This is a genomic window from Azospirillum fermentarium (assembly GCF_025961205.1).
Classification (GTDB): domain Bacteria; phylum Pseudomonadota; class Alphaproteobacteria; order Azospirillales; family Azospirillaceae; genus Azospirillum; species Azospirillum fermentarium.
The window spans coordinates 1,459,856-1,483,566 of the sequence record NZ_JAOQNH010000001.1 but is presented as its reverse complement, the minus strand read 5'-3'; the positions used below and the strand labels follow the sequence as shown (position 1 = coordinate 1,483,566).

General features: G+C 66.7%; 22 protein-coding genes. 12 read left to right on the top strand and 10 right to left on the bottom strand.

What is annotated here, in order from left to right:
• Positions 1-420 precede the first annotated feature (420 nt).
• On the bottom strand, positions 421-2,388 hold the full coding sequence (locus M2352_RS07185) for a di-heme-cytochrome C peroxidase (RefSeq protein ID WP_264663809.1): 1,968 nt from the start codon (positions 2,386-2,388) through the stop codon (positions 421-423).
• 210 nt (positions 2,389-2,598) lie between these two features.
• Positions 2,599-3,864, bottom strand: coding sequence for a UbiH/UbiF/VisC/COQ6 family ubiquinone biosynthesis hydroxylase (locus M2352_RS07180; RefSeq protein ID WP_264663808.1), 1,266 nt, complete (start codon positions 3,862-3,864; stop codon positions 2,599-2,601).
• A 303-nt stretch (positions 3,865-4,167) separates the two neighbouring features.
• Between M2352_RS07180 and glnK the strand changes: the two genes are divergently transcribed.
• The 9 genes from glnK to M2352_RS07135 all read left to right on the top strand — a co-directional run bounded on the left by glnK (position 4,168) and on the right by M2352_RS07135 (position 14,163).
• Entirely contained in the window at positions 4,168-4,506 is a 339-nt protein-coding gene (gene glnK, locus M2352_RS07175; RefSeq protein ID WP_264663807.1) for a P-II family nitrogen regulator, read from the top strand.
• A 209-nt stretch (positions 4,507-4,715) separates the two neighbouring features.
• On the top strand, positions 4,716-5,936 hold the full coding sequence (locus M2352_RS07170; RefSeq protein WP_264663806.1) for an aminotransferase class I/II-fold pyridoxal phosphate-dependent enzyme: 1,221 nt from the start codon (positions 4,716-4,718) through the stop codon (positions 5,934-5,936).
• 98 nt (positions 5,937-6,034) lie between these two features.
• Positions 6,035-8,674 (top strand): DNA translocase FtsK, encoded by a 2,640-nt coding sequence (locus M2352_RS07165; protein ID WP_406567237.1) that lies wholly within the window; start codon positions 6,035-6,037, stop codon positions 8,672-8,674.
• A 203-nt stretch (positions 8,675-8,877) separates the two neighbouring features.
• Positions 8,878-9,849 carry a TRAP transporter substrate-binding protein gene (locus tag M2352_RS07160; protein ID WP_264663805.1) on the top strand — a complete coding sequence of 324 codons (972 nt, stop codon included), beginning with the start codon at positions 8,878-8,880 and terminating at the stop codon, positions 9,847-9,849.
• A gap of 17 nt (positions 9,850-9,866) precedes the next feature.
• Positions 9,867-10,418: a TRAP transporter small permease gene (locus tag M2352_RS07155; protein WP_264663804.1), complete on the top strand. Its 552-nt coding sequence runs from the start codon at positions 9,867-9,869 to the stop codon at positions 10,416-10,418.
• Between the two features lie 3 nt (positions 10,419-10,421).
• Positions 10,422-11,693 (top strand): TRAP transporter large permease, encoded by a 1,272-nt coding sequence (locus M2352_RS07150; protein WP_264663803.1) that lies wholly within the window; start codon positions 10,422-10,424, stop codon positions 11,691-11,693.
• Positions 11,694-11,707: 14 nt separating this feature from the next.
• Complete coding sequence (locus M2352_RS07145) at positions 11,708-13,099, top strand: aldehyde dehydrogenase family protein (RefSeq protein ID WP_264663802.1); 1,392 nt, start codon at positions 11,708-11,710, stop codon at positions 13,097-13,099.
• A 46-nt stretch (positions 13,100-13,145) separates the two neighbouring features.
• Complete coding sequence (locus tag M2352_RS07140; protein WP_264663801.1) at positions 13,146-13,382, top strand: FitA-like ribbon-helix-helix domain-containing protein; 237 nt, start codon at positions 13,146-13,148, stop codon at positions 13,380-13,382.
• Positions 13,383-13,416: 34 nt separating this feature from the next.
• The gene (locus M2352_RS07135; RefSeq protein WP_264663800.1) at positions 13,417-14,163 is read left to right on the top strand and encodes a glucose 1-dehydrogenase; all 747 of its coding nucleotides are present in this window, start codon (positions 13,417-13,419) and stop codon (positions 14,161-14,163) included.
• 66 nt (positions 14,164-14,229) lie between these two features.
• Here M2352_RS07135 and M2352_RS07130 read toward each other — a convergent pair whose 3' ends face one another.
• Entirely contained in the window at positions 14,230-14,877 is a 648-nt protein-coding gene (locus M2352_RS07130; RefSeq protein WP_264663799.1) for a DUF6766 family protein, read from the bottom strand.
• Between the two features lie 44 nt (positions 14,878-14,921).
• Entirely contained in the window at positions 14,922-15,914 is a 993-nt protein-coding gene (gene dusA / locus M2352_RS07125; RefSeq protein ID WP_264663798.1) for a tRNA dihydrouridine(20/20a) synthase DusA, read from the bottom strand.
• 161 nt (positions 15,915-16,075) lie between these two features.
• Here dusA and M2352_RS07120 point away from each other — a divergent pair, with 161 nt between their 5' ends.
• Positions 16,076-17,500 (top strand): hypothetical protein, encoded by a 1,425-nt coding sequence (locus M2352_RS07120; protein WP_264663797.1) that lies wholly within the window; start codon positions 16,076-16,078, stop codon positions 17,498-17,500.
• Positions 17,501-17,547: 47 nt separating this feature from the next.
• A complete protein-coding gene (locus M2352_RS07115) occupies positions 17,548-18,585 on the top strand; it encodes an FkbM family methyltransferase (protein WP_264663796.1) in 1,038 nt (345 codons plus the stop codon).
• A 78-nt stretch (positions 18,586-18,663) separates the two neighbouring features.
• Here M2352_RS07115 and M2352_RS07110 read toward each other — a convergent pair whose 3' ends face one another.
• The 6 genes from M2352_RS07110 to M2352_RS07085 are packed head-to-tail and all read right to left on the bottom strand — an operon-like array spanning position 18,664 to position 22,518.
• A complete protein-coding gene (locus M2352_RS07110) occupies positions 18,664-19,134 on the bottom strand; it encodes a c-type cytochrome (RefSeq protein WP_264663795.1) in 471 nt (156 codons plus the stop codon).
• Between the two features lie 59 nt (positions 19,135-19,193).
• Positions 19,194-19,637 carry a c-type cytochrome gene (locus tag M2352_RS07105; RefSeq protein ID WP_264663794.1) on the bottom strand — a complete coding sequence of 148 codons (444 nt, stop codon included), beginning with the start codon at positions 19,635-19,637 and terminating at the stop codon, positions 19,194-19,196.
• Entirely contained in the window at positions 19,634-20,167 is a 534-nt protein-coding gene (locus tag M2352_RS07100) for a methylamine dehydrogenase light chain (protein ID WP_264665314.1), read from the bottom strand. The genes M2352_RS07105 and M2352_RS07100 overlap by 4 nt, the downstream gene beginning before the upstream one ends.
• A 42-nt stretch (positions 20,168-20,209) precedes the next feature.
• Positions 20,210-20,821, bottom strand: coding sequence for a methylamine dehydrogenase accessory protein MauD (mauD, locus tag M2352_RS07095; protein WP_264663793.1), 612 nt, complete (start codon positions 20,819-20,821; stop codon positions 20,210-20,212).
• A gap of 21 nt (positions 20,822-20,842) precedes the next feature.
• Positions 20,843-21,376 carry a MauE/DoxX family redox-associated membrane protein gene (locus tag M2352_RS07090; protein WP_264663792.1) on the bottom strand — a complete coding sequence of 178 codons (534 nt, stop codon included), beginning with the start codon at positions 21,374-21,376 and terminating at the stop codon, positions 20,843-20,845.
• Positions 21,373-22,518 carry an amine dehydrogenase large subunit gene (locus M2352_RS07085; RefSeq protein WP_264663791.1) on the bottom strand — a complete coding sequence of 382 codons (1,146 nt, stop codon included), beginning with the start codon at positions 22,516-22,518 and terminating at the stop codon, positions 21,373-21,375. Before M2352_RS07085 ends, M2352_RS07090 begins: the two co-directional genes overlap by 4 nt.
• 164 nt (positions 22,519-22,682) lie before the next feature.
• Here M2352_RS07085 and M2352_RS07080 point away from each other — a divergent pair, with 164 nt between their 5' ends.
• Positions 22,683-23,654, top strand: coding sequence for a helix-turn-helix domain-containing protein (locus tag M2352_RS07080; protein ID WP_264663790.1), 972 nt, complete (start codon positions 22,683-22,685; stop codon positions 23,652-23,654).
• Positions 23,655-23,711 lie beyond the last annotated feature (57 nt).

The window sequence follows — 23,711 nt, the reverse complement described above, 5'->3', positions numbered from 1 at the left end:
GCGTGATGTTTCGCGCGCCGTGTGCCGGCCCTGCCCCCCTTGCCGGGGGATGAGGGATCGCTTACATTTATGGGGCTTGGGTGGTGGGGATGGCAGTCCCCACCACCCGGCCCGGCCTTATTGATCCAGGATATCAAGCGCCCGCTTGATGATCCTCAGGATCAGGGCCAGGAGTTCGAGGATGTCTTTGCATTTCTTCATCCTCTCATCTCCTTCGTGTGGCGGGGGGAGGCCTGTCCTCCCCCTCCCGCGCCACACAACCAAGCCATAGCGCACGGCGCCGGCTTTCTCACCTCAAAAGCGCATGCATAAGTGTGGCGTTTCACCCGGCGTGTGCCTGTACCATCGGCGCACAAGAAAAGGGCCGCTCCGGAGAGCGGCCCTTCACCAACCGGGACCGGGGGCTGCAACGCCGCCGGATCAGAGGGTCTTGAGGAATTCCACCAGTTGCTGGCGCTCGGCGTCGGTCAGGTGGGCACCGAACTCGTGGCCGGTGTTGCGGTTGCCCGGCTTGGTGGTATCGAACAGGAAGGTGGAGGTGGGGGCGGTGGAATCCACGCCGACCTTCACCGGGTCCAGCGCACCGCCGCCCATCGTGAACGTCACCGACCGCTGGGCCGCCGGCAGCAGCATTTCATACAGGCTGGGCACCGAGCCGTTGTGCATGTACGGGGCCGATGCCCACACGCCGTCCAGGGGGCGAGCCTTGTACGCCATCAGGGTCTTGATCGTCTCGGCCAGAGCCTTGACGCCCTTGGACGTCTTCCTGTCGTTCTTCACGCCCTTCCAGGACGCCTGCAGCAGGCTGGCGGCGGCACGATGCTGATCGGTGACCTTCCCCTTGGACTTGGACGTGACGAGGGGGCTGGTGGTCAGGGGGGCGGCAGGGGCGGCAGCCTTTGCCACCGCGGGCTGCGGCAGCGGATCACCCACACCGTTGTTGGCGTTGGCCAGATCCATCAGCAGCGACGGATCGTTCACGATGTCGCTCAGAATGGCGCCGATCACCGCATTGGCCAGCAGGTTCACCGCCATGTCGGGATTCTTCAGCTTGGTCCCGCCCAGAAGCTGGGGCGGCATGGCGGTGCCGGCCAGCGGGCCGGTGCTCACGTTCCGGCACAGGGCGTCCAGCGCCGTCTTGGGATCGGCGGCATAGCTCACCGTGACCATCTTGGCGGTCACCGCCGCCTCGACACCGCCCTTGCACATGGTATCGAGCGCCTTGATGACCGCATCGGGGTCGTCGGGCTTCGCCCACTGGACCAGCGGGACCATGGTGATGGGCGCGGTGGTGTAGGTCTTGTCGCGCGGCAGGAGTGCGTGGCAGCTCACGCAGTTCTGCTGGTAGAGGTCGGCTCCCTTGGCGGCCTCCACCGTGTTGACGCGGCCGGCGATCGCGTCGGGCCACACGGGGGACCGCAGCGCGCGAAGCTGCTTTTCCATGTCGATCAGGTTCCGCGCCCGGACGCTGGAACTGTAGTAGTAATGGGTCAGCGTCGGCGGTTTCAGGGTGATGTGGCCGAACACGCCCAGCACCTCGCCGGCGTTGCGGCCCAGCGCGTCGAACGCGTTGGCGTTCGGCAGCAGCCCGTTCCACTGCACCTTGGGCTGGTGCGGGCCGTCCCACAGCACCGGATAGCTGACCGGGGCGTCGGGCGGCTGGCTGTTGGCCGGAATATCAAGGTCGATGGACGAGACGCGGTTGAAGATCATGCCGAACGCATCGGTGCGCATCGGCCCCCAGGGCGTGGCCGGCGTGCTCTGCGACACGAACAGCGCGAACCTGCCGTCGAAATCCTTGACCTGATTGTACAGTTCCAGCCGCTTTTCCGGCGTGGCGTTGGGCCCGAGCACGCGGGTGGCAAAGGGCTCGAACAGCGCATCCACCGTCACCGTGGCGTGCAGCGTCTGGCTCAGCGCCTGGATGAAGCCGTAGAGGTCGCCGGTGGTGACGCCGCCGTCGATGCGCAGGGTCTGGCCGTTGACCGTCACGTCGCCGGTGTGGCAGGCAGCACAGGTCATGCCGATGAAGCTGCTCTTGTCGGGATTGGTATCCTTGACGAAGCCCAGCGGCAGCGTGTCGGCGGTGCCCGACCCGGCGGTGCCGGCGGGATAGCCGAAGCGCTGCAGGCTCTGGACGAAGGGCGCCTTGGTCTGCGGATCGGTCAGCGCCATGAACCAGTCATAGGGCATGATCTGCGAACCCTGAGTGGTATTATAATACCACTGGCGCGCTTCATCCGTCCAATTCTGGTCCAGATACCAGATCCCGTTGATTTGCACCGGTGGCTTGACCGACACGGGCCGGGCCGGCTGCGGTTCCACGCTGGCACAACCGCTCAGCATCAGGCCCGCCAGGGCCGCCACCCCCAAAATACGCTTTGTCATTGGTTATTTCTCCCCAAACGCAAGGCGCCACACCGCCTTTGCTCGGGAGGATAGTTTTGATAACCACAAAAGAAGTAATACTTATGACGCGAGAAAGATAATTTTCTTTTGAATACATTCGTACTATTTTGACCGCGCACTCCGCCCTGAGAATAGAAAAACGCCGCCCATGGATAGGGCGGCGTTTCTCAGGAACCGGCAGAACTGTTCTTACAGCGGCACCCCGCGGATCAACCGCGGCAGGTCGCCGACCACCCCCATGGCATGGCGCATGAAGAAGCGCTTCAGCGGCGGCAGCTTGTTGACCACCGCCATGCCCACGTCGCGGGCCAGCCTGATGGGCGGGATGTTGTTGGAGAACAGCCGCACCAGCCCGTCGCACACCACGGCCAGCAGCACGGTGTCGAACCGGCGCCAGCGCTGATACCGGGCCAGCACCGTATCAGACCCCACATCCACGCCCAGCCGGTAGGCGTCCACGATCACCTCGGCCAGGGCCGCCACGTCGCGCAGGGACAGGTTCAACCCCTGCCCGGCGATGGGGTGGATGGCGTGGGCGGCTTCACCCACCAGGGCGATGCGGGGGGCGGCGAAGGATTCCGCCAGCAGCACCGACAGCGGCCAGCCCTCGCGCCGGGTCAGGATCTCGATATCGCCCAGATAGCCGCCGGAACGGCGGTCCAGCTCGGCGATGAACTCCTCTTCCGGCAGGGTGATGTAGGCGTCGGCCAGCGACGACTTCTCGCTCCACACCACCGACGAACGGTTCTCGGTCATGGGCAGCAGGGCGAAGGGGCCGGTGGGCAGGAAATGCTCCACCGCCACGCCGTTGTGCGGTTCGGAATGGCGGATGGTGCAGATGATGGCGGTCTGGTCATAGGCCCAGCGCCGCACCTTGATCCCCGCCACCTCGCGCGCCATGGACTTGCGCCCGTCGGCCCCCACCAGCAGCCGCCCGCGCACCCGCCGCCCGTCGGCCAGCGTCACCGTCACGCCGCTGCCGTCGCGGTCGATGGCCGTGGCCTGGGCCGGGGCCAGATGGCGCAGGCCCGGCAGTTCGGCGGCCCGCGCGAACAGGGCGCGGCGCATGTCCTTGTTGTCGAGGATCCAGCCGAACGGCACGTTCTCGCCGTTCAGGTCCAGTTCGCGGTGATCGTAATGGACGAACAGGGGGGAGAACTGGTCGGCCACCCGGATGTCCAGGATGGGGCCGGCATCCTGTTCCATGTGCCGCCACACCCCCGCGCCTTCCAGCACCTTCTTGGAGGCATAGGCGATGGCGGTGGTGCGGATGTCGAAATCGTCGCGCTGGTGGTTCTGCGGGCTGTCGCGGTCGATGCACACCACCGGCACCCCCGCCGTGGCCAGCGCCGCCGCCATGCTGAGGCCCGCCAGACCGCCGCCCAGAACGATCACGTCGGTCTCGATCACGTCGGTGGAACCGTCCCGTGCCGTTTCAACCCCCGATTCGGCCATGATACCCTGCCCGTGCGCTTGTGTGATAATGGCGCAGACAATCGGACGGTCCGCGCCGCTTGTCCAGAGGGAGCAAACGCCGCAGGGGCCGAATGCCCACATTTTGGGCAACTGCCCGGCATTGAAGCCGACGGTGGCCGGACGGGTGACGGAATTCTGCGCTGCGGCAACGGCACGCTTCTTGAATTCGTTGATTTTTGCGGCCAGCGCGAACAGGCTTATCCTGAAAGACGCGGGGCGTCCGCAAGCCATCAGGCGGCCATACACCGGGGCGCCGGAACATAGTCAATGAAGGGGAGCACCATGAAACTCGTCATGGCCATCATCAAGCCGTTCAAGCTGGATGAAGTGCGCGAGACGCTGACCTCGCTGGGTATCCAGGGCCTGACCGTGAGCGAGGTCAAGGGCTTTGGCCGTCAGAAGGGCCAGACCGAAATCTACCGCGGGGCCGAATATTCGGTGAGCTTCCTGCCCAAGGTGAAGATCGAGGTGGCGGTGGCCGACGACCAGGCCGATCAGGTGGTGGAGGCCATCCAGAAGGCCGCCAACACCGGCCGCATCGGCGATGGCAAGATCTTCGTGCTGGAAATCGCCCAGGCGGTCCGCATCCGCACCGGCGAGACCAACGCCGAAGCGCTCTGATCGGGCATCCCCGGCCTGTAAGGGCGGTGACGGATTGGCCGCAGCGGGGGTGACCCGGCTGCGGCCTTTTTCGTGTCTTTCCCTTGGCCTTGTCTCCGGCCCCCGCGGGTCTTGTGCCCCGCACCCGTGGGCGGGTACAGTCGCGCCGCATGCTGCATGGGCGCAGTGTGGCGATCGGACGATATTCTTTGGAAAGGTGCTGTCCCGTCATGGCGACTCCGGCGCTTGGCAACGACCGGCTCGACCGGCTGACCGATTACCCCTTCACCCGGCTGGCGAACCTGCTGAACGGTCTGACCCCGCGGGCCAATGTGGAGCCGGTGGTGATGTCCATCGGCGAGCCGCAGCACACGCCCCCCGCCCTGATCGACGAGACGCTGCGCACCACCGCCCATTTGTGGGGCAAATACCCGCCCGTGGCCGGCACGCCGGACTTCCGCGCCGCCGTGGGCGACTGGCTGGCCCGCCGCTACCAGCTTCCCTCGGGCCTGTTCGACCCCGAGGTGTCGGTGCTGCCGGTGGCCGGCACGCGTGAGGCGCTCTATCTCACCGCCGTCCTGGCCGTGCCGGAACGCAAGGCGGGGCAGACCCCCGCGGTGCTGATGCCCAACCCCTTCTATGCGGTGTACGAGGGGGCGGGGCTGCTGGCCGGCGGTGAGCCGGTGTTCCTGCCTGCCACGCGGGAAACGGGGTTCCTGCCCGATCTCGACGCCCTGACGCCGGAGTTGCTGGAGCGCACGGCGCTGTTCTACCTGTGCACCCCCGCCAACCCGCAAGGGGCGGCGGCGGATGCGGCCTATCTGGCCCGCGCCATCACGCTGGCCCGGCAGTACGGCTTCGTGCTGGCGGTGGATGAATGCTACGCCGAGATCTATCTGGACACGCCCCCGGTGGGCGCGCTGGAGGTGGCGTCGTCCCTGCCGTGGGCGGTGTCGCCGTGGGACAACATCCTGGTGTTCCATTCCCTGTCCAAACGGTCGAACGCTGCCGGCCTGCGCTCGGGCTTCGTGGCCGGCGACCCGGCGCTGATCCGCCGCTTCAACCGCCTGCGCAGCTATTCCAACGCCGGCACGCCCTTGCCGCTGCTGTCCGTCGCCACCGCCCTGTGGCGGGACGAGGCCCATGTGGAGGAGAACCGCGCCGCCTACCGCGCCAAGTTCGCCGCGGCGGAAGAGGCGCTGCAGGGCCGGTTCGGCTATGTCCGGCCCGCGGGCGGCTTCTTCCTGTGGCTCGACGTGGGCGATGGGGAGGATGCGGCGCGGCGGCTGTGGACCGAGGGGGCCATCCGCGTGCTGCCCGGTGCCTATCTCACCCGCACCAACGGTGACGGCCCCAACGCCGGCGCCCCCTATATCCGTGTCGCCCTGGTCCACGACACCGCCACCGTCGCCCAGGGCACGGCGGCGCTGGTGCGTATTCTGGACCGCTGAAGCGTTTTCGTCTCTCTGCCTCTTTTGTCGTCAGGATCACGGTTGGAACCATGGGCGTGACCAGGAAACGGGAAAAACCCGCCAAACGGGAACCGGTCATGGGAAAGGGTGCGGCGGACGCATCGGCCCGCACCGCCCCCCGCACCGCGGGCCGGGCCACGGGCCGTCCCCAGGGACGGCCGCTGCTGTCCCCTGCCGCCCGCGCCATGCTGATCGCCCGCACGCGCGAGGCGGTGGGATTCGTCCTGGCCATCGTCGGCGGCGTCATGGTGGCGATGCTGCTGACCTATGACCCGTCGGACCCGTCGTGGAACACGGCCTCCACCACCCCGGCGCGCAACCTGCTGGGCACGCCCGGCGCCTATGTGGCCGATCTGCTGATCCAGACGCTGGGCTGGGCCGCGTGGCTGCTGGCGGTGCTGCCCATGGCGTGGGGCTGGCGGCTGTCCATGCAGAAGCCGGTGACGGCGCCGCTGTTCCGGCTGGTGCTGGCGCTGTGGGGCGTGCTGCTGGCCGCCGCCGCCATCGCCGGCTTCATGCCGGTGCAGGCCGACCCGCTGATGGGCTATCCGGGGGGGAGTGCGGGCACGCTGATCCTGAACGCGGTCAACCGGCTGCTGTTCGGGGGCGGGGCCAAGGAAACCGTGGCCGCCGGTGCCGCCGCCCTGTCCGGTGTGGCGCTGTTCATCGCTTTCGGCCTGTCCGTCGTGGAATGGGTGCGCAGCGTCATCGCCCTGTTCGGCTCCATCCGCCGGCTGCTGGGCAGCGTCGGCGGCGGTGTGCGCTCGGGCATGGATCTGGCGCGGCGCACCCGCGACGGCGCCCTGCGCACCGCCCACCGCCTGGGTGCCGCCGCCATGGGGGAAGAGGACGAGCCGCCTCCGCGGGCTGCCACCCCCTCCTATTCCTCCCCGCCCCCGCGGGCGGAGGCGGAGACGGCCCGGCGGGAATCCCCCCGCTTCGGCAGCCTCTTCGGCGGTGGCCCCGCGGAAGCCGAACGCCCGCGCATCATGCCGGGCTTCGACGATTCCCCCGCCTCCGGCGCTGCCTATGAACCGGGCAGCGGCTACAACGCGGACGATTTCGACGACGATGGCGACAGCCCCCGGCCCGCCGGCCCGCGCCCGCGGGTGGTGGTGACGGCGGAAACGCCGGCGGTCCCCCCGCCCCGCCACGACCCCGACGACCCCGACGCCTATTACGGCGAGGATGAGGAGGCCGAGCGCTACGAACTGCCGCCCATGGACCTGCTGACGGCCCCGCCGCCCAGCACCGGCCCCCAGCGGGTGGACGAGGCCGCCCTGTCCAAGAACGCCGAGGCTTTGGAAAAGGTGCTGTCCGATTTCGGCGTGCGCGGCGTGGTGCAGAAGGTCCACCCCGGCCCGGTGGTGACACTGTACGAGCTGGAGCCGGCCCCCGGCACCAAATCGTCGCGCGTGATCGGTCTGGCCGAGGACATCGCCCGGTCCATGAGTGCGGTGTCGGTGCGCGTGGCCGTGGTGCCGGGCCGCAACGTCATCGGCATCGAGCTTCCCAATGCCAAGCGCGAAACCGTGGTGCTGCGCGAGTTGCTGACGGCGGAGATGTTCGCCGACAGCCCCGGCAAGCTGACGCTGGCGCTGGGCAAGGACATCGGCGGGCAGCCGGTGGTGGCCGATCTCGCCCGCTTCCCCCATCTGCTGGTGGCCGGCACCACCGGGTCGGGCAAGTCGGTGGCGATCAACACCATGATCCTGTCGCTGCTCTACCGCCTGCCGCCCGACCGCTGCCGCTTCATCATGATCGACCCCAAGATGCTGGAACTGTCGGTCTATGAGGGCATCCCCCACCTGCTGACCCCCGTCGTCACCGACCCGAAAAAGGCGGTGGTGGCGCTGAAATGGGTGGTGCGGGAGATGGAGGACCGCTACCGCAACATGTCCAAGCTGGGCGTGCGCAACATCGAGGGGTACAACGCCCGCCTGCGCGAAGCCCGCGAGAACGCCGAATCCCTGACCCGCCGGGTGCAGACCGGATTCGACCCCGACACCGGCAAGCCGCTGTTCGAAGAACAGCCGCTGGACCTGACCGAGTTGCCCTACATCGTCGTCATCGTGGACGAGATGGCCGACCTGATGCTGGTGGCCGGCAAGGACATCGAGGCGGCGATCCAGCGTCTGGCCCAGATGGCGCGCGCCGCCGGCATCCACCTGATCATGGCGACCCAACGGCCCAGCGTGGATGTCATCACCGGCACCATCAAGGCCAACTTCCCCACCCGCATCAGCTTCCAGGTCACCACCAAGATCGACAGCCGCACCATCCTGGGCGAGGCGGGGGCCGAACAGCTTCTGGGCCAGGGCGACATGCTCTATATGGCCGGCGGCGGGCGCATCACCCGCGTCCACGGCCCCTTCGTGTCGGATTCCGACGTGGAGCACGTGGTCCGCTACCTCAAATCCCAGGGCGAGCCGTCCTATGTGGAAGCGGTGCTGGAAGAGGACGACAGCGATCCCATCCTGTCGGACAGCGGCGGGCCGGGTGGGGGCAACGGCGCCAGCGGCGACGATCTCTACGACCGCGCCGTCGCCGTGGTCTGCCGCGAGCGCAAGGCCTCCACCAGCTTCATCCAGCGCCAGTTGCGCATCGGCTACAACTCCGCCGCCCGCCTGATCGAGCGGATGGAGGAGGAAGGCGTGGTGTCCAAGCCCAACCATTCGGGCAAGCGCGACGTGCTGGCGCGGAACATCGAGGAATAACGGTTGGGGGCGCTTTCCGTGCACCAACAAGCCCTCTCCCCCCGGGGAGAGGGGGATTTCCCGGCTTTGTCCACCTACCGCCGTCCCCTCCGGTATGACCAGGGCCTTACGCCGAAGAGGCTATCTCACATCCTCCCGTGGTTGGGTTAGGCTGCTCAGCAAAACAAAGCGGCAAACAAACAATCACCGGGGAGGGTATTTCGATGCTCAAGGCATGGGTGGGCGCATGCGCCCTGACCGCGGGCTTTCTCTGTACGCCCGTGGCGGCGGAGGAGTTGAAGATCGGCTATTCGCTGGCCCCCACGTCCCATTACGGTGTCAGCGCCACGGCCATGGCCGATGAACTGGCGAAACTGTCCGGGGGCAAGTGGACGCTGAAGCAATACCCCGCCAACGCCCTGGGCGGCGAGCGCGAGATGGTGGAGGGGGCACAGATCGGCACGGTGGACGTGGTGGTCACCTCCTCCGGCCCGGTGGGGAACTTCGTCCCCGACACGCTCATCACCGACATCCCCTTCCTGTTCAAGAACTACCAGCACGCCCACGCGGTGCTGGACGGCCCCATCGGGCAGGCCATCCTGGACCAGTTCCCCAAGCACGGGCTGATCGCGCTGGCGTGGGGTGAGAACGGGTTCCGCAACCTGACCAATTCCAAGCACGCCGTCCGCACGCCCGAGGATGCCAAGGGCCTGAAGATCCGCACCATGGAAAATCAGGTCCACATGACGGCGTTCAAGACGCTGGGCATCCTGCCCACCCCCATGGCCTTTCCCGAACTGTTCACCGCCCTGCAGCAGGGCACGGTGGACGGGCAGGAAAACCCCATCGGCGTGATCCTGTCGGCCAAGTTCTCCCAGGTGCAGAAGTACCTGACCGTGTCCCAGCACGTCTATTCCCCCGCCTTCATCATCCTGTCGCCCACGGTGTGGGGCCGGCTGAACGACACCGAAAAGGGCTGGTTCATGCAGGCCGCCAAGGTCGGCGCCAAGGCCATGCGCGACAAGGCCGAGGCGGATGCCGCCAGCGGTGTGGACGAGCTGCGCCGCCAGGGCATGGAGGTGGTGACCGACGTGGACGCCGCCGCCTTCCAGGAAGCCCTGAAGCCCGCCTATGCCCAGTACGCCAAGACCTTCGGGCAGGAGCGGATCGACGCCATCCGCAATTACAAGTACTGATCCGGGGACCGGCCCCCATGCTGACGGTCCTTGCCGCCGTCGAACGCGCCCTGATGCGCTGGACCCTGCGCGCGGCCATGGCGCTGCTGGTGCTGGCCGCGGGCATCGCCTTCTATCAGGTGGTCACGCGCTTCCTGTTCGAGGAACCGTCCACATGGTCGGAGGTGGCGGCCCGTTCGCTCACCATCTGGATGGTCTATCTGGGGGTGGCGGCGGCGTTCCGCACCGGCGCGCTGCTGGCGGTGGATTTCCTTTACAGCCATCTGCACGGCACGGCCCGGCTGGTGCTGACGGCGGTGATCTTCGGCCTGTCGCTGGGGGTGTTGCTGGTGATGGTGTGGGCGGGCATCGACATGGTGATGCGCGCCCGCTTCCAGATGCTGGCGGGGGTGGAAAACCCCCTGACCGGCGGCGGCATCTCCATCGCCTGGGTCTATGCCGCCGTGCCCACCGGGGCGGCGCTCGCCATCGTCGGTCTGCTGGCCCGCACCGCCGAACAGGTGCGCGCCCTTCTGGCCGAACGCAGCGGCACCGCCCCGGTGGCGCCACACGAAACCTATGAGGTGTAGCCCATGACCGCCTTCATGATGGCGGCCATGGTCGCCCTGTTCGCCCTGTCGGTGCCCATCGCGATATCCATCGCGGCGGCGGCCATCGGCGGCATCACCCTGTTCACGCCCATGCCGCTGGTGGTGGTGGCGCAGAAGCTGATGACCTCGCTGGACAGCTTTCCGCTGATGGCGGTGCCGCTGTTCATCCTGGCCGGCAACCTGATGGAATCGGGGGGCATTTCCGCCCGGCTGGTGGATTTCGCCAAATCCGTGGTCGGCGGCATCCAGGGCGGGCTGGCCTGTTCGTGCGTGCTGACCTGCATGATCTTCGCCGCGGTGTCGGGGTCCAGCGTGGCAACCACGTTTGCCATCGGCGCCATCATCATTCCGGCCATGATCGCTCACGGCTATCCGCGGGAGTTCGCCGCCGCACTGCAGGCCACGTCCGCCGAACTGGGCGTCATCATCCCGCCGTCGATCCCCATGATCCTCTATGGGGTGTCGGCGGAGGTGTCGATCGGCGACCTGTTCCTGGCCGGCATCGGGCCGGGGCTGCTGATCGGCGGGGCGCTGATCCTGTTCACCTATCTGCTGTGCCGCCTGAACGGCTGGGGCACGGGCGACCGCGAGGGGCGCCTGAGCTTCGTCCGCGCCACCGAACGCGCCGCCCTGGCGCTGCTGATGCCGGTCATCATCATCGGCGGCATCTACCGCGGCGTCTTCACCCCGACCGAGGCGTCGGCGGTGGCGGTGGTCTATGCCTTCGCGGTGGGCATGGGTGTGTACCGCGCCATCGGCTGGCGGGATCTGGGGCCGATCCTGCGCAAATCGGTGCTGTCGTCGGCCATCATCATGTTCGTCATCGCCGCCGCCGGGCTGTTCAGCTTCCTCATCACCCGCGCCGGGGTACCGGCGGCCATCGGTGCCTGGATCGCCGGGGCCATCGGCAGCGGCTGGGCCTTTCTGCTGGCGGTGAACGTCTTCCTGTTCGTGGTGGGGATGTTCATCGAAACCTCGGCGGCCATCATCGTGCTGGCCCCGATCCTGGCGCCGGTGGCGGTGCATTTCGGCATCGACCCGGTGCATTTCGGGCTGGTGATGATCGTCAATCTGGCGCTGGGGATGGTCACGCCGCCGTTCGGGGTCAACCTGTTCGCCGCCTGCCAGGTGGCGAATGTGGGCATCGAGCGCATCGTCCCGCGGCTGGTGCCGTTCGTCGCCGTGGTCTTCGCCTGTCTGATGATCATCACCTATGTGCCGGGGCTGACGCTGCTGTTCCGCAGCCTGCCGTGAAGGAGTGTGCCCGCATGAGCGACACCATACCCTGCATCGACCCCAGCACGGGGGAGGCGTTCGACAGCATCCCCCGCGGCACCGCCGCCGACATCGGCGCGGCGGTGGACGCCGCCCGCGCGGCCTTCGACGGTGAATGGGGCAAACGGACGGCGGCGGAGCGCGGGCGGCTGATGCACCGGCTCTCCACCCTGATCCTCGAACACGCCGACGCGCTGGCGGTGCTGGAATCCCGCGACGTGGGCAAGCCGCTGGCCCAGGCCCGCGCCGACGTGACGGCCTGCGCCCGCTATTTCGAATTCTACGGCGGGGCGGCGGACAAGGTGCACGGCGACACCATCCCCTATCTCGACGGCTACACGGTGATGACGCTGCGCGAACCCCACGGGGTGACCGGGCACATCATCCCGTGGAATTACCCCATGCAGATCATCGGGCGCAGCGTCGGTGCCGCACTCGCCATGGGCAACGCCTGCGTCATCAAACCGGGGGAGGACGCCTCCCTCACCACCATGTACCTGGGCCGTCTGGCGGCGGAGGCCGGGTTCCCCGACGGCACCTTCGCCATCGTCACCGGCTATGGCGAGGAGGCGGGTGCCGCGCTGGCCGCCCACCCCGGCATCAACCACATCTCCTTCACCGGCAGCCAGGAGGTGGGGGTGCTGGTGCAGCAGGCGGCGGCCCGCAACATCGTGCCCGTCACGCTGGAGCTGGGGGGCAAGTCGCCGCAGGTGGTGTTCGCCGACGCCGACCTGGACGACGCCCTGCCCTTCCTGGTGCGCGCCGCCATCCAGAACGCCGGCCAGACCTGTTCCGCCGGCAGCCGCGTGCTGATCGAGCGGCCCATCTATGAGACGGTGGCCGCCCGCATCGCCGAGCGTTTCGCCACCCTCACCGCCGGCCCGGCGCTGGAGGATCACGACCTCGGCCCCCTGATCAACGCCGCCCAGCGCGAGCGGGTGGCGGGCATGGTGGATGTGGCGCGGTCCAACGGCTTCCACGTGCTGGCCGCGGGCCGCATCGTCCCGTCGGCGCCGACGGGGGGCTTCTACGTTCCGCCCGTGCTGTTCGGCGGCGTCGATCCCGACGCCCCCCTGGCGCAGCAGGAGGTGTTCGGCCCCGCCCTCGCCCTCATCCCCTTCGACGGGGAGGAGGAGGCGGTGCGCATTGCCAACGGCACCCCCTTCGGCCTGGTCGCCGGGGTGTGGACCCGCGACGGCGGGCGGGCGTTGCGCATGGCCCGCCGGCTTCAGGCCGGGCAGGTGTTCATCAACAATTACGGCGCCGGGGGCGGGGTGGAACTGCCCTTCGGCGGCGTCAAGAAGAGCGGATTCAACCGCGAAAAAGGGTTCGAGGCGCTGTACGGCTTTTCCACCGTGAAGACCATCGCCATCCGGCACGGCTGACCGCCCCGCAACCCACCGGCAAACACCCGTAGGGAAGGACAAGACCATGCAAACCCTGATGATCCACAACGTGGACGACGATCTGGTGGACCGCCTGCGCGAACGCGCGGCCCGCAACGGCCGCTCCATGGAGGCGGAAATGCGCGAGATCCTGTGCCGCGCGCTGACCCCCGACCTGAAGGCCGAGGCGCTGCGCAAGCTGGAGGGTTTCCGCGCCTCCGTCGCCGGCGGGCGGCTCACCCCGTCGGACCTGCTGATGCGGCAAACCCGCGGCACCGTCTGAGCAAACAGCCCGGCAGGCAGAGGGGGGACGGCGCATGCGCCTGGAAGGAAAGACCGCCATCGTCACCGGCGGCGGATCGGGGTTCGGCGCCGGCATCGTCCGCCGCTTCGTGGCGGAAGGGGCGCGGGTGCTGGTGGCCGACCTGAACGCCGATGCCGCCGCCCAGGTGGCGGCGGACTGCGGCCCCGCCGCCCTGCCCTGCCGCGCCGACGTGTCGGTGGATGCCGACGTGGCGGCCATGGTGGCCCAGGCGGTGGCGGCGTTCGGGCGGCTGGACATCATCGTCAACAACGCCGGCTTCACCCACCGCAACATGCCCATGACCGCGGTGGACGAAGCCACCTTCGACCGCATCTACGCGGTGAACGTGAAGTCGATCTTCCTGGCCGCCCGCCACGGGGTGCCGGTGCTGCGGGACCAGGGCGGCGGGGTGATCCTCAACGTGGCCTCCACCGCCGGCCTGCGGCCCCGGCCGGGGCTGACGTGGTACAACGGGTCCAAGGGTGCGGTCATCACCCTGACCAAATCCATGGCGGTGGAACTGGCCCCCGACCGCATCCGCGTCTGCGCCCTGAACCCCGTCGCCGGGGAAACCGGCATGCTGCACCTGTTCATGGGGGAAGATACCGAGGCCAAGCGCGATCTGTTCCGCAGTTCCATCCCGTTGGGCCGCCTGTCCACCCCGGCGGATATCGCCAACGCCGCGCTGTTTCTGTGCTCGGACGAGGCGGAGTTCTTGACCGGCGTGTGTCTGGAGGTGGATGGCGGGCGCTGCGTGTGAGGGAGATCGGGGCTGCCGCCCCGACCCCGCTTGGAGGCTGGCGCCTCCAAACCTCCACCTTTTTTATCATCTCCCTGTCTGGCTGTGGGGGGCGGACACCGGCTTGGATTCCGGCGATCCCTTCTCCCGCAGCCAGATGCCCAGCAGCACCAGCACCGCCACCGACAGGAATTCGCTCTGCCAGTTCTGAAAGCTCTCGTACCAGAATTCGGCGTCGGTGACGGTGTCGGCGATGGTGTGGGGCGGCTGGCCGTGCAGGGCGCCCTCCTCATTCGCCCGCAGGGTGCGGCCCGCCGCGTGCAGCCCGAAGGAGAGCAGGAACAGCGCCACCAGCGCCGTGCTGAGCGAATGGGAATAGAGCCACAGCCGCAGCCCGCCCCGCCGCACCGGCCCCGGCAGGGCATCGGCGGGCGTCTGGTCCTCATCCTCCTGTTCGTCGGGGTCGCGGGATTCCGGTGATCCGCGCTGAATCAGGATGGCGGTCAGCACCACATAGACCGCCATCTGCAGAAATTCGCTTTCCCAGTTCTCGAACACCGCCGACAGGAAATGGCCGGACGCCAGATAGGCGGCGAAGCCCAGCGCCGGGGCGCCGTGGACCCGCAGATCCTCCACATCCGCCCGCCACCCGGCCACCGCCTGCGCGATGATGGCGCCGAGGAACAGCGCCAGCAACACCAGGGACAGCCCGTTATCGTGCAAAAAGCGCCTCATCCCGCCTCTCCTCCCGGTTGGTCAGGAGGAAACGCGCGGGAAGCTCATCCGGTTTCCGCCAGCCCCCCGCCGCCCCGCACAAGAGAGGCCGCCTGCATCAGCAAGTCCGGCCCGGCACCGGCGCGGTGGACGTTTTCCGACAACAGACGCCGCCACGCCCGCGCCCCCGGAATGCCCTGGAACAGCCCCAGCATATGGCGGGTGATGGCGTTGAGCGGCACGCCGCGGCGGCACTGCTCCTCCACATAGGGCATCATGGCGGCGATCACATCATGGCGGGTGAGCGGCTCGCGGTCCTCCACCCCATAGAAGCGGCGGTCGGCATCGGCCAAAATCCACGGGTCTTCATAGGCCGCGCGCCCGATCATCACCCCGTCCAGATGCGGCCTGTGCTCCGCCGCCGCATCCAGCGTGCGGATGCCGCCGTTCAGGGAGATGTCCAGATCGGGAAATTCATCCTTCAGCCGGTGGACCAGATCATAGCGCAGCGGCGGGATATCGCGGTTCTCCTTGGGGCTGAGGCCCTTCAGCCACGCCTTGCGCGCATGGACGATGAAGCGCGTGCAGCCCACCGCCCGCACCGTGCGCACGAAGCCCAGCAGCGTCGGCCATTCCTCCATTTCGTCGATGGCAAGGCGTGTCTTGACGGTGACGGGAACGCGGGTGGCGTCCTGCATGGCGGCGACGCAGCGGGCGACCAGATCCGGCTCGGCCATCAGGCAGGCCCCGAACCGCCCCGACTGCACCCGGTCGCTGGGACAGCCGACGTTCAGGTTGATCTCGTCGTACCCCCAATCCTCCCCCACCCGCGCGCACACGGCGAGATCCGCCGGCTCCGACCCGCCGAGCTGCAGCGCCACCGGGTGTTCGGCGTCGTTGAACCCCAGCAGCCGGTCACGGTCCCCGTGCAGGATGGCGGCGGAGGTCACCATCTCAGTATACAGCAGCGTGTGCCGGGTCAGCAGCCGGTGAAAGAACCGGCAATGCCGGTCCGTCCAGTCCATCATGGGCGCAATGCTGAGCGGGTGCGTGGTCATGGAGAGGCAGGTATGGTCCAAATGAAGCAAAGGTGGGGAATACGCCGGAGGAACAAGATTGGCAAGGGAAAGACGCCTGACCCAAACACATTGACAGCCCATTTGATTTCCGGTCAAAAATGGCTGAAATGGCTGAAATTTCCCCTGAGGAGGTGCGTAGAATGAATTCTACCAATAAAGATACATCAAAAAACGAGATAGATTCTGGAAATATTTTAAATGAAGCAATAGTATTTGCTGATTTTCTCATCAGAGCCTTCGAAAGCCATAAATCAAAACACTATGATTTGGCAGAAAAATTCTATCGGCTTTCGTTGATAGATAACCCAATCCATTATGATGCTCTTCATCTTTTGGGGACGCTTCATCATCAAACGGGACGGAGCCAGGACGGCGTCCGGCTGATCGGCCGCGCGATCGCCTTGGGCGGTGAACGCGCCGAAGTGCTGTTCAATTTCGCCAATGCGTTGAAGACGGTGGGCCGGGCAGAAGAGAGCCTGAACGCTTACCGCAGAGCACTGGCCCTAAAGCCCGACCTGCACGAAGCAATACCCTTGCTCATAAACCTGACCAGCGCCTTGGCGGCGGAACGCCTGAATGCCCATGATCCAAAGGGTGCGGGCAATATCTTGAAGGGTTTGGCCGATCTTCCATTCGATGGAGACGCGTCATTTTTTGGTAATGTCTCCTTTCAACTGGCCAAATGCGGCTATCCTGAGGAATCCGCGCGCATGTACGAACGCGGGGTCGCCCGCGATATCCGGCTCGTCTACAATTCCCCGGCCTTAAGTGTTGCCTGGCTCAACACGTATCTGCACCGTGAAGGCGGCGTGCTTCCCCGACGCCCTCCCGCTCTGATTCAACCCAAGATCACGACCAAGCTGGTCGATTACGGGGTCCGGTTCGGGCACTCCCTCCTAGTGTACATGACCACCCTTCAGTATGCCCGAAAATATGGGGCTGATTTTGAAACCCCGGATTGGGTTGGACACTATCTGTTCGAACTGGACGATCCAGGGCTGTCGGATCGGCCCTGTATGACGGACCCAGATGACATCATGAAGGAGATGCGCCACCCCTACCGCTTGTCGGGACGCGCGGAAATTCTGTCACGTATGCGTTTCCGGCCGGTATGGCGGCCGCGGCTTGCCCCTGCTCTTGCCGAATTGCGCCGCCGTGGGAACACCGTCGTCGGTCTGCATTATCGGCATGGCGACCTGCGCTTGCCACAATATGCGCATTACGCCGACTTCATGCCGAAACCTGAAATGTACCGACGCTGGCTGCGGAACATCTGGCCCAGCCTCGATGCCCCCGTTCTTTTTGTCGCCAGCGATGACGTAGACATCATCCGCAGCGAACTGGCCGAGTTCAAACCGTTGATTCTGTCCGATCTGGCCCCCGCCTGGGAAGGGTTGGAACAGGTCCAGGATTTCTATATTCTGATGCACAGCGATATCGTGATGGCCAGTGAAAGCACTTTCAGCCGTGTTGCCGCCGCGTTGAACGTTACCGCACGCCTGGTGGTGGAGCCGGATATTGCTGGGGCATGTTTCCGTCCCTATAATCCGTGGTCCGAGGCCTGAATCTCCTTGAGCAGCAGGCCAAGACCGATCACGACCAAGGATAGATTATGGCCACCTTGACAGAGGCGCTGGAACTCGCCATCCAGCACCATAAAGCTGGGCGTTTGAACGAGGCGGGAGGAGTCTATCAGAACATCCTCAGCGCCCTGCCTGGCCAGCCCGAGGCCCAGCATCTGTTCGCTTGCCTCTGTTACCAGGCCAACCGTCAGGATCTCATCCCGGCCCTCGGTCCGATGACGCCTCCCGATATGCTGGCCCCGGCCGATGCCCATCGAATCGGTCTGCAAATCTGGGATACCGCCGGGGCCGAAAGGGCGTTGCCATACCTGCAGCGGGCTGCCGATGGGCGGCCTGACAGCACGTCCGAGCTTGCCGATTACGCCAGCGCTCTGTCGATCCTGGGGCAACACACCGCGGCCAACATGGTGTATGCACACATGGCCGCGGCCATCCGTGGCCACAATGCGCGTGAACCCGTCCGATCGTTCAGCCAATTCGGTGAAGACCAGATCTTGTACCGGCTGTTCCGTGACATTCCTTTCGGACGATTCGCCGATGTGGGCGCGCACCATCCGGTTCAAATGAGCAACACATATGGGCTGTACACGCGCGGATGGCGGGGTGTATGCCTGGAACCGCATCCCAAGCTCAATGCCCTTTTCCAGACCTACCGCCCCGAGGATGTCTGTCTGGACATCGCTGCCTCCGATAAAGACGGGGAGATGGAGTTCTTCCACGGGGAACACACGGTTCACTCGTCGCTAAAACGTAGTTTTATCCACACCACCTCCACCCCCGTACAGGTCCGGCGCCTGGAAACGGTTCTGGACGAATTGAATTTTCCTCATGAATTCGAGCTTTTGAGCATTGACACCGAAGGAACAGAAATCAATGTCTTGCTTGGCTTGAATCTTGAAAAATACCGCCCTCGCGTCATCATTTCCGAAGTCGATACCGCCGGTAAAATGAATTACGAATTGATGGCCTTTTTGCCCGCCAACGGCTATTATGTTATTTGGCAGAATGGAACCAATGTTATTGCAAGCCGTTTTTTCCGTGAAGATTACAATGCTGCTCTGAATTAAGCTTACTGGAAGGCATGCTTCCATCTTGGAAAAACGGCGCCCCACCGGAGCACCGTTTTTCCTGACGCGGTGCCGCTCTCACGGCCAGGGGTATTCGGCCATGGGCAACCCCTGTTTCACCAGCCGGGCGGCGATCTCCCGGCGCAGCACCACCACGTCGGTCACCGGGCGGGTGCGGCGTTCGGTGACCTCCGCCTCGGTGAAGGGGCGGAACGTGGCGGGTCTCGAGTCCCCCGCCCAGTTGGCGACCACCAGATTGAGCACGGCGGCGGTCTCCGCCGCGGTCAGGCCGGCGCCCGCCACCCCCGGCACCCGCACCACATAGGTGCGGCCATCGTCGTCGTTCATGAACGCCCCGATATACCCGCGGAAATCCGGGATGCCCCCCACCGGGTGGCCGGAGCCGTCCATGCTGTGGCACCCGGCACAGCGCAGGATGTAGTTGGTCACCGGGGTGTAGCCGTCGGCGCGCGCCCCGGACGCCGAAGCCAGCAGGGCACCGGCACCGATCACGGCAACGCCGGCCATGATACGAACAGCACGCATCATTCTGGTTCCTTTCGGGCTGGTTCCTTTCCGGCTGGTCCCGGTCCGGGCCGCGCGCACGGTCATTGCGCCGCCGCCTTGCGCTGGGCGCGCAGTTCGGCATGGGACGGCACCGCCTTGCGGGCGGCGGCGACGGCCGATGCGTCCACGGTCACCCCGATCCCGTTGAGATCCTTCAGAACATAGGTGGCGGCGGCGGCAAGATCGGCATCGCCGAGCGCTTCCTGGGCCGGCATCACCAGCCCCATCAGGGTTTCCCCCCGCGCCACGATGGTGCCCGACAGCCCGCCCAGCAGCACGCCCGTCACATAGCCGGGGGCACCCGTGCCCAGCTTCTGCCAGAACGGCGGGTCCACCAGCGACGGCGCCAGACCCGGCGCCCCCACCCCGCCCGCCTGGTGGCAGGCGGCGCAGACCTGATTGAACACGGTCTCGCCCGGCCCGGCGGCCAGCGCCGGCGGCGCCACCAGCGCCGCCAGCGTCAGCAGGGTCGCACCCAGCCTCATTCGGCCAGACCGACCAGGATGGCCACCGTGCAATGGTAGCCCTTGGACGCGTTGGCCATGCACCAATTGATGTCGTTGTGCAGGCCCATGCGGTAGCCGGGGCGTTCCCCTTCCGAGCGCAGGCACGACGGGCTGTTGGCGCAGATGGGCTTGCCGCAGCAATCGTTGTAGGCGACCAGATAATCCTTGCCGTCGTTGGGGTTGCGGCAGGTGCCGACCCACGACACCTTGGACGCCTCCGACCCCGGCGGGCACTGGGTGATCGACCCGCCGCACGCACTGCACAGGTTGCCGTCCAACGCGCAATAGCGCCAGTACTCGCACACCAGCGCGTCGCCGTCGGTGGGGGTGGCGGCCATGGCCTGACCGAAGGTGCGGTCGAAGGGCAGCAGCGGCAGCATCGCCCCGCCCAGCATCATGCCCCCGGCACGGGCCAGGAAGCTGCGCCGCCCGCTGGTCTTGGCCACCGTGCGGGTGCTCCGCTCGGTGAAGCGGTCGATCCTCTCCAGGATCGTGTCGAACAGGTTCATCACGTCGATGTCTCCCTCGGAAAAGACGGTATCGGAACGGCGTCAGCCGCGGGCCGGGGCCGCCGGGTCGTCCAGGAAGCTCTGGATCGAGCCGACGCCCATCTCATGGGCGTTGAACAGGCTTTCGAGCTGCTCGCGGCTGTTGATCAGGCCCTTGGACCGGACCACGCCCGCGCTGTCCAGCAGGACGGCGAACGGCAGGCGCGAGACGCGGTAGGCCAGCCCCAGTTCGGTGGACACCACATAGGGGAAAGCCGACAGGTTGGCGGTTTCGATGAAGCGTTCGTGCTTCTCCCGCTCGCCGTCGCTGGCCAGCACCACGTCCAGCCACTTGGATTCCGCCTGCCGGACCGAGCGCAGCACGGGCAGCAGCTTCTTGCACACCGGGCAGGTGGGCGACACGAAGAACACCAGCGTCGCACGCCCCGCCCGCGGGCCGATGGCGACCTCGCCGCCCGTCAGGCTGGGCAGGGCGAACTGCGGCGACACATCGCCGACCTTGGGGCCGGAGTCGTTGATGAGCGCGCCCATGGGCGAAATGCGCTCGAACAGCACGCCCACCTGACGGGCCAGCGCGAACAGCGCCACGATCAGGGCGATCACCACCAGCCACAGCATGCCGATGGCGAAGGTCAGAACGTTCACGGTTTCCATTTTACGTCTCCACCCGTCTCGTCAGGCGCGGCGGCGCAGGTACGCGCCGTTGGCAAGGATCTGATCGACCAGCACATAGCCGATCCACAGGGTCGCACCGCCCATCAGGGCCGTGACCGCTTCCGGCGCCAGCAAGCCGAAATCGGAACCGATAAAGCCGACGGCGGCCAGCGCCGACAGGCCGATGTTGCGCAGGATCAACGCCTGGTTCAGCGGCTGCACCGCCCCGCCGCACCCGCATTCGATGCGGTCGCGGCCCCGGCGCAGGTTGATCCCCATGGCCGCCGCGTAGCCCAGCAGCAGGGCGATGGACAGCGCCACCCCCGCCGCCTGCCCGCCCGGCAGCACCAGGGCGGCCACGGCCAGCAACTCGGCCGCCACCACCACGGCCCCGGCGGCTTTGGACCAGGACTCGGGCATCAGCTGGTAATCGGCGACATAGCCGGTGAAGGCGGTGAAATCGGCCAGCTTGTGCCAGGCGGCGCGGGCGAACAGCAGGGTGGTGAACACCACCGCCGTCCCGGAGGCGAGCGCGCCCCACGCCCCGCCGGTCATGGCGTCACCGCGGCCACATAGGGATAGCCGGTCAGCTTGGCTTCCCCGGTCTTGGCCAGGGCGAAACCGGCCTTGGGGTCGGTGGTGAAGCGGATGACCTTGGGGTCTTCGGTCAGGCCGAACACCACCGGCTCGGCATCGCCGGTGACGATGATGGTCATCAGATGCTCGACCGGCGTGCGCGACAGCAGCTTCCTGGCCTTCAGGTCATAGGCCCAGACCTCTTCCGCGGCGTTCTTGTGGCTGCCGTTCCTGGCATCGGCGTGCATGCCGACGAACAGCACGCCGGCCTTTTCGCTGTAGGCCATGGGGGCATAGCCGCCGGGCGCCCAGTGGCCCTCGATCCCCTCGTTGATCGTGACCGTCTCGACCAGTTTGGCGGTCTTGTCGGCGTCCGACACCCGCAGGATCGACCCGCCGTAGCTGGGGAACAGCCGGTCGCCGCCGATGGTGGCCGAGGTGATGAACAGCGGATCCTTGTCGGGATCGAAGATCTTGGCGCTCTGGGTCGAACCCGCCAGCGTGCCGGCGTCGGTCAGGGAGAACGCCCCCACCGTGCCCGTACCGCACAGCATGGTGAAGCCGTAGCCCTTGGCCGAGGGGTAGATGCCCCAGCAACCGGGGGTTGGGATTTCCTGGGTCACCGCGGCCTTGGTCACGTCAACCACCGTGACCGACGAGGCGGGCGTCCCGTTCTGGACATAGACGAATTTGCCGTCCGCACTCTGCTGCAACAGGGCGGCATAGCCCAGCGACATGGCGGCCTTGGGCGGCAGGCTCACCTCCTTGACCGGGGTCAGGGTGGCGATGTCGTAGATCTGGAGGACATGCTCCAGATCGCCGGAAACGATGCGCTTCATGAAGGTGGACTGGGCATAGGCGGTCTTGCCGTCCACACCCACCAGCATCTGCGCCATGTTGCCCGTCGCCAGGGTTCCCTTGAAGGACAGATCGTCCTTGGAGAACACGGCGGTGGACCCTGCACCCTTCCATTCCTGTTGATGAATCAACAGGTTGGGGCCGGGGTCGATGGCACTTTTAACGCTGAGCTGTTCCGGTTTGAAGGGGGCCTGCTGCGCCATGGCGGGGGCGGCGGCAAGGGCCAGGACCGCACAAAGGGCGAGCCGTTCGAACTGGACCACGATGGTTCCTCCACACTGTGACCGAGTAAGACGATAGGGGAAGCCCGCAAGCGTCAGCTATCCAGTTTCGCGGTGCAGCATTGCCTATAAATTCATCATCGACGTGATTGACTATCTTTTGTGCGAAGCGTCTAATGAGCGCGGGGCAACAAATCACCGGGTGAATGATGGATTTGCATCGGCAGCGTTTTGCGGATGCGAGCGAGCAGGAGTGCGGCCTGCGCAACTGGACCCAGCACTATGTGCAGTTGAAGCCGGGGAGCTATGACGGGTCGGTGGAGACCCTGACCCTGCCGGGCGTGAGCATTTCGCGGGAATGGATCAATGTGGCGGTGGAGCAGGACGTGGTGGCCCCGGCGGGCCGCATGGTGTTCGTCCAACCGCTGACGCCGGTCGAGGACGGGCGCATCAACGCCGCGCGCATCCCCGACGGCCACGTCATCATGCTGCACGGCGGGCAGGAGGTTCACGCCGCCCTTCCCCCCGGCAGCGACCTGCTGATCGTGACGGTGGACAAGGAGCGGCTGCCGGTGCCGGTGCGGCGTCCGGCCCCGGCTTATCTGGCCGCGGGGTTCACGGCGGCGGACGTGGCGGGGACATGGTTCCTGTCGCTGCTGGCCGGCAGCATGGCGGGCGAATTGGCTGCCGGGCCGGAACAGGCGCTGCTGCTGTCCGACCTGATGACCGACAAGCTGGCCTATCTGTTCGACCGCATCGTCGCGGGGGGCCGGGCGCTGGGGCTGCGCTCGTCCGGCGATTTCCGTCTGTTCCAGCGCGCCCGCGATCTGGTGGCGGCGGAAAGCGAGGAGCCGCACACCATCAGCGAAATCGCGCTGCGCCTGGACGTGTCGGCGGCGGCGCTGCGTCAGGCGTTCCTGACCACGGTCGGCATCGGCCCCGGCACATGGCTGCGCCAGCACCGGCTGGACGGGGCGCGGCGGGATCTGATGGCGTCCGACACCACCGGCAGCACCGTGTCGGACATCGCCATGAAATGGGGATTCTGGCACCTGGGGCGCTTTTCCGCCTATTACGCCGAACAGTACGGCGAATCCCCGTCCCAGACCGCGCGCAAGACCGACGAGGCCGCCCACCCCGACAAGGCGGGGGGACGGAGGCGCCGCCGCCCGTCTTGACAATCCATACAATTCCGTCGCCCTATGGGCCGCGCAGGGTGCGACGGGAGGATTCGA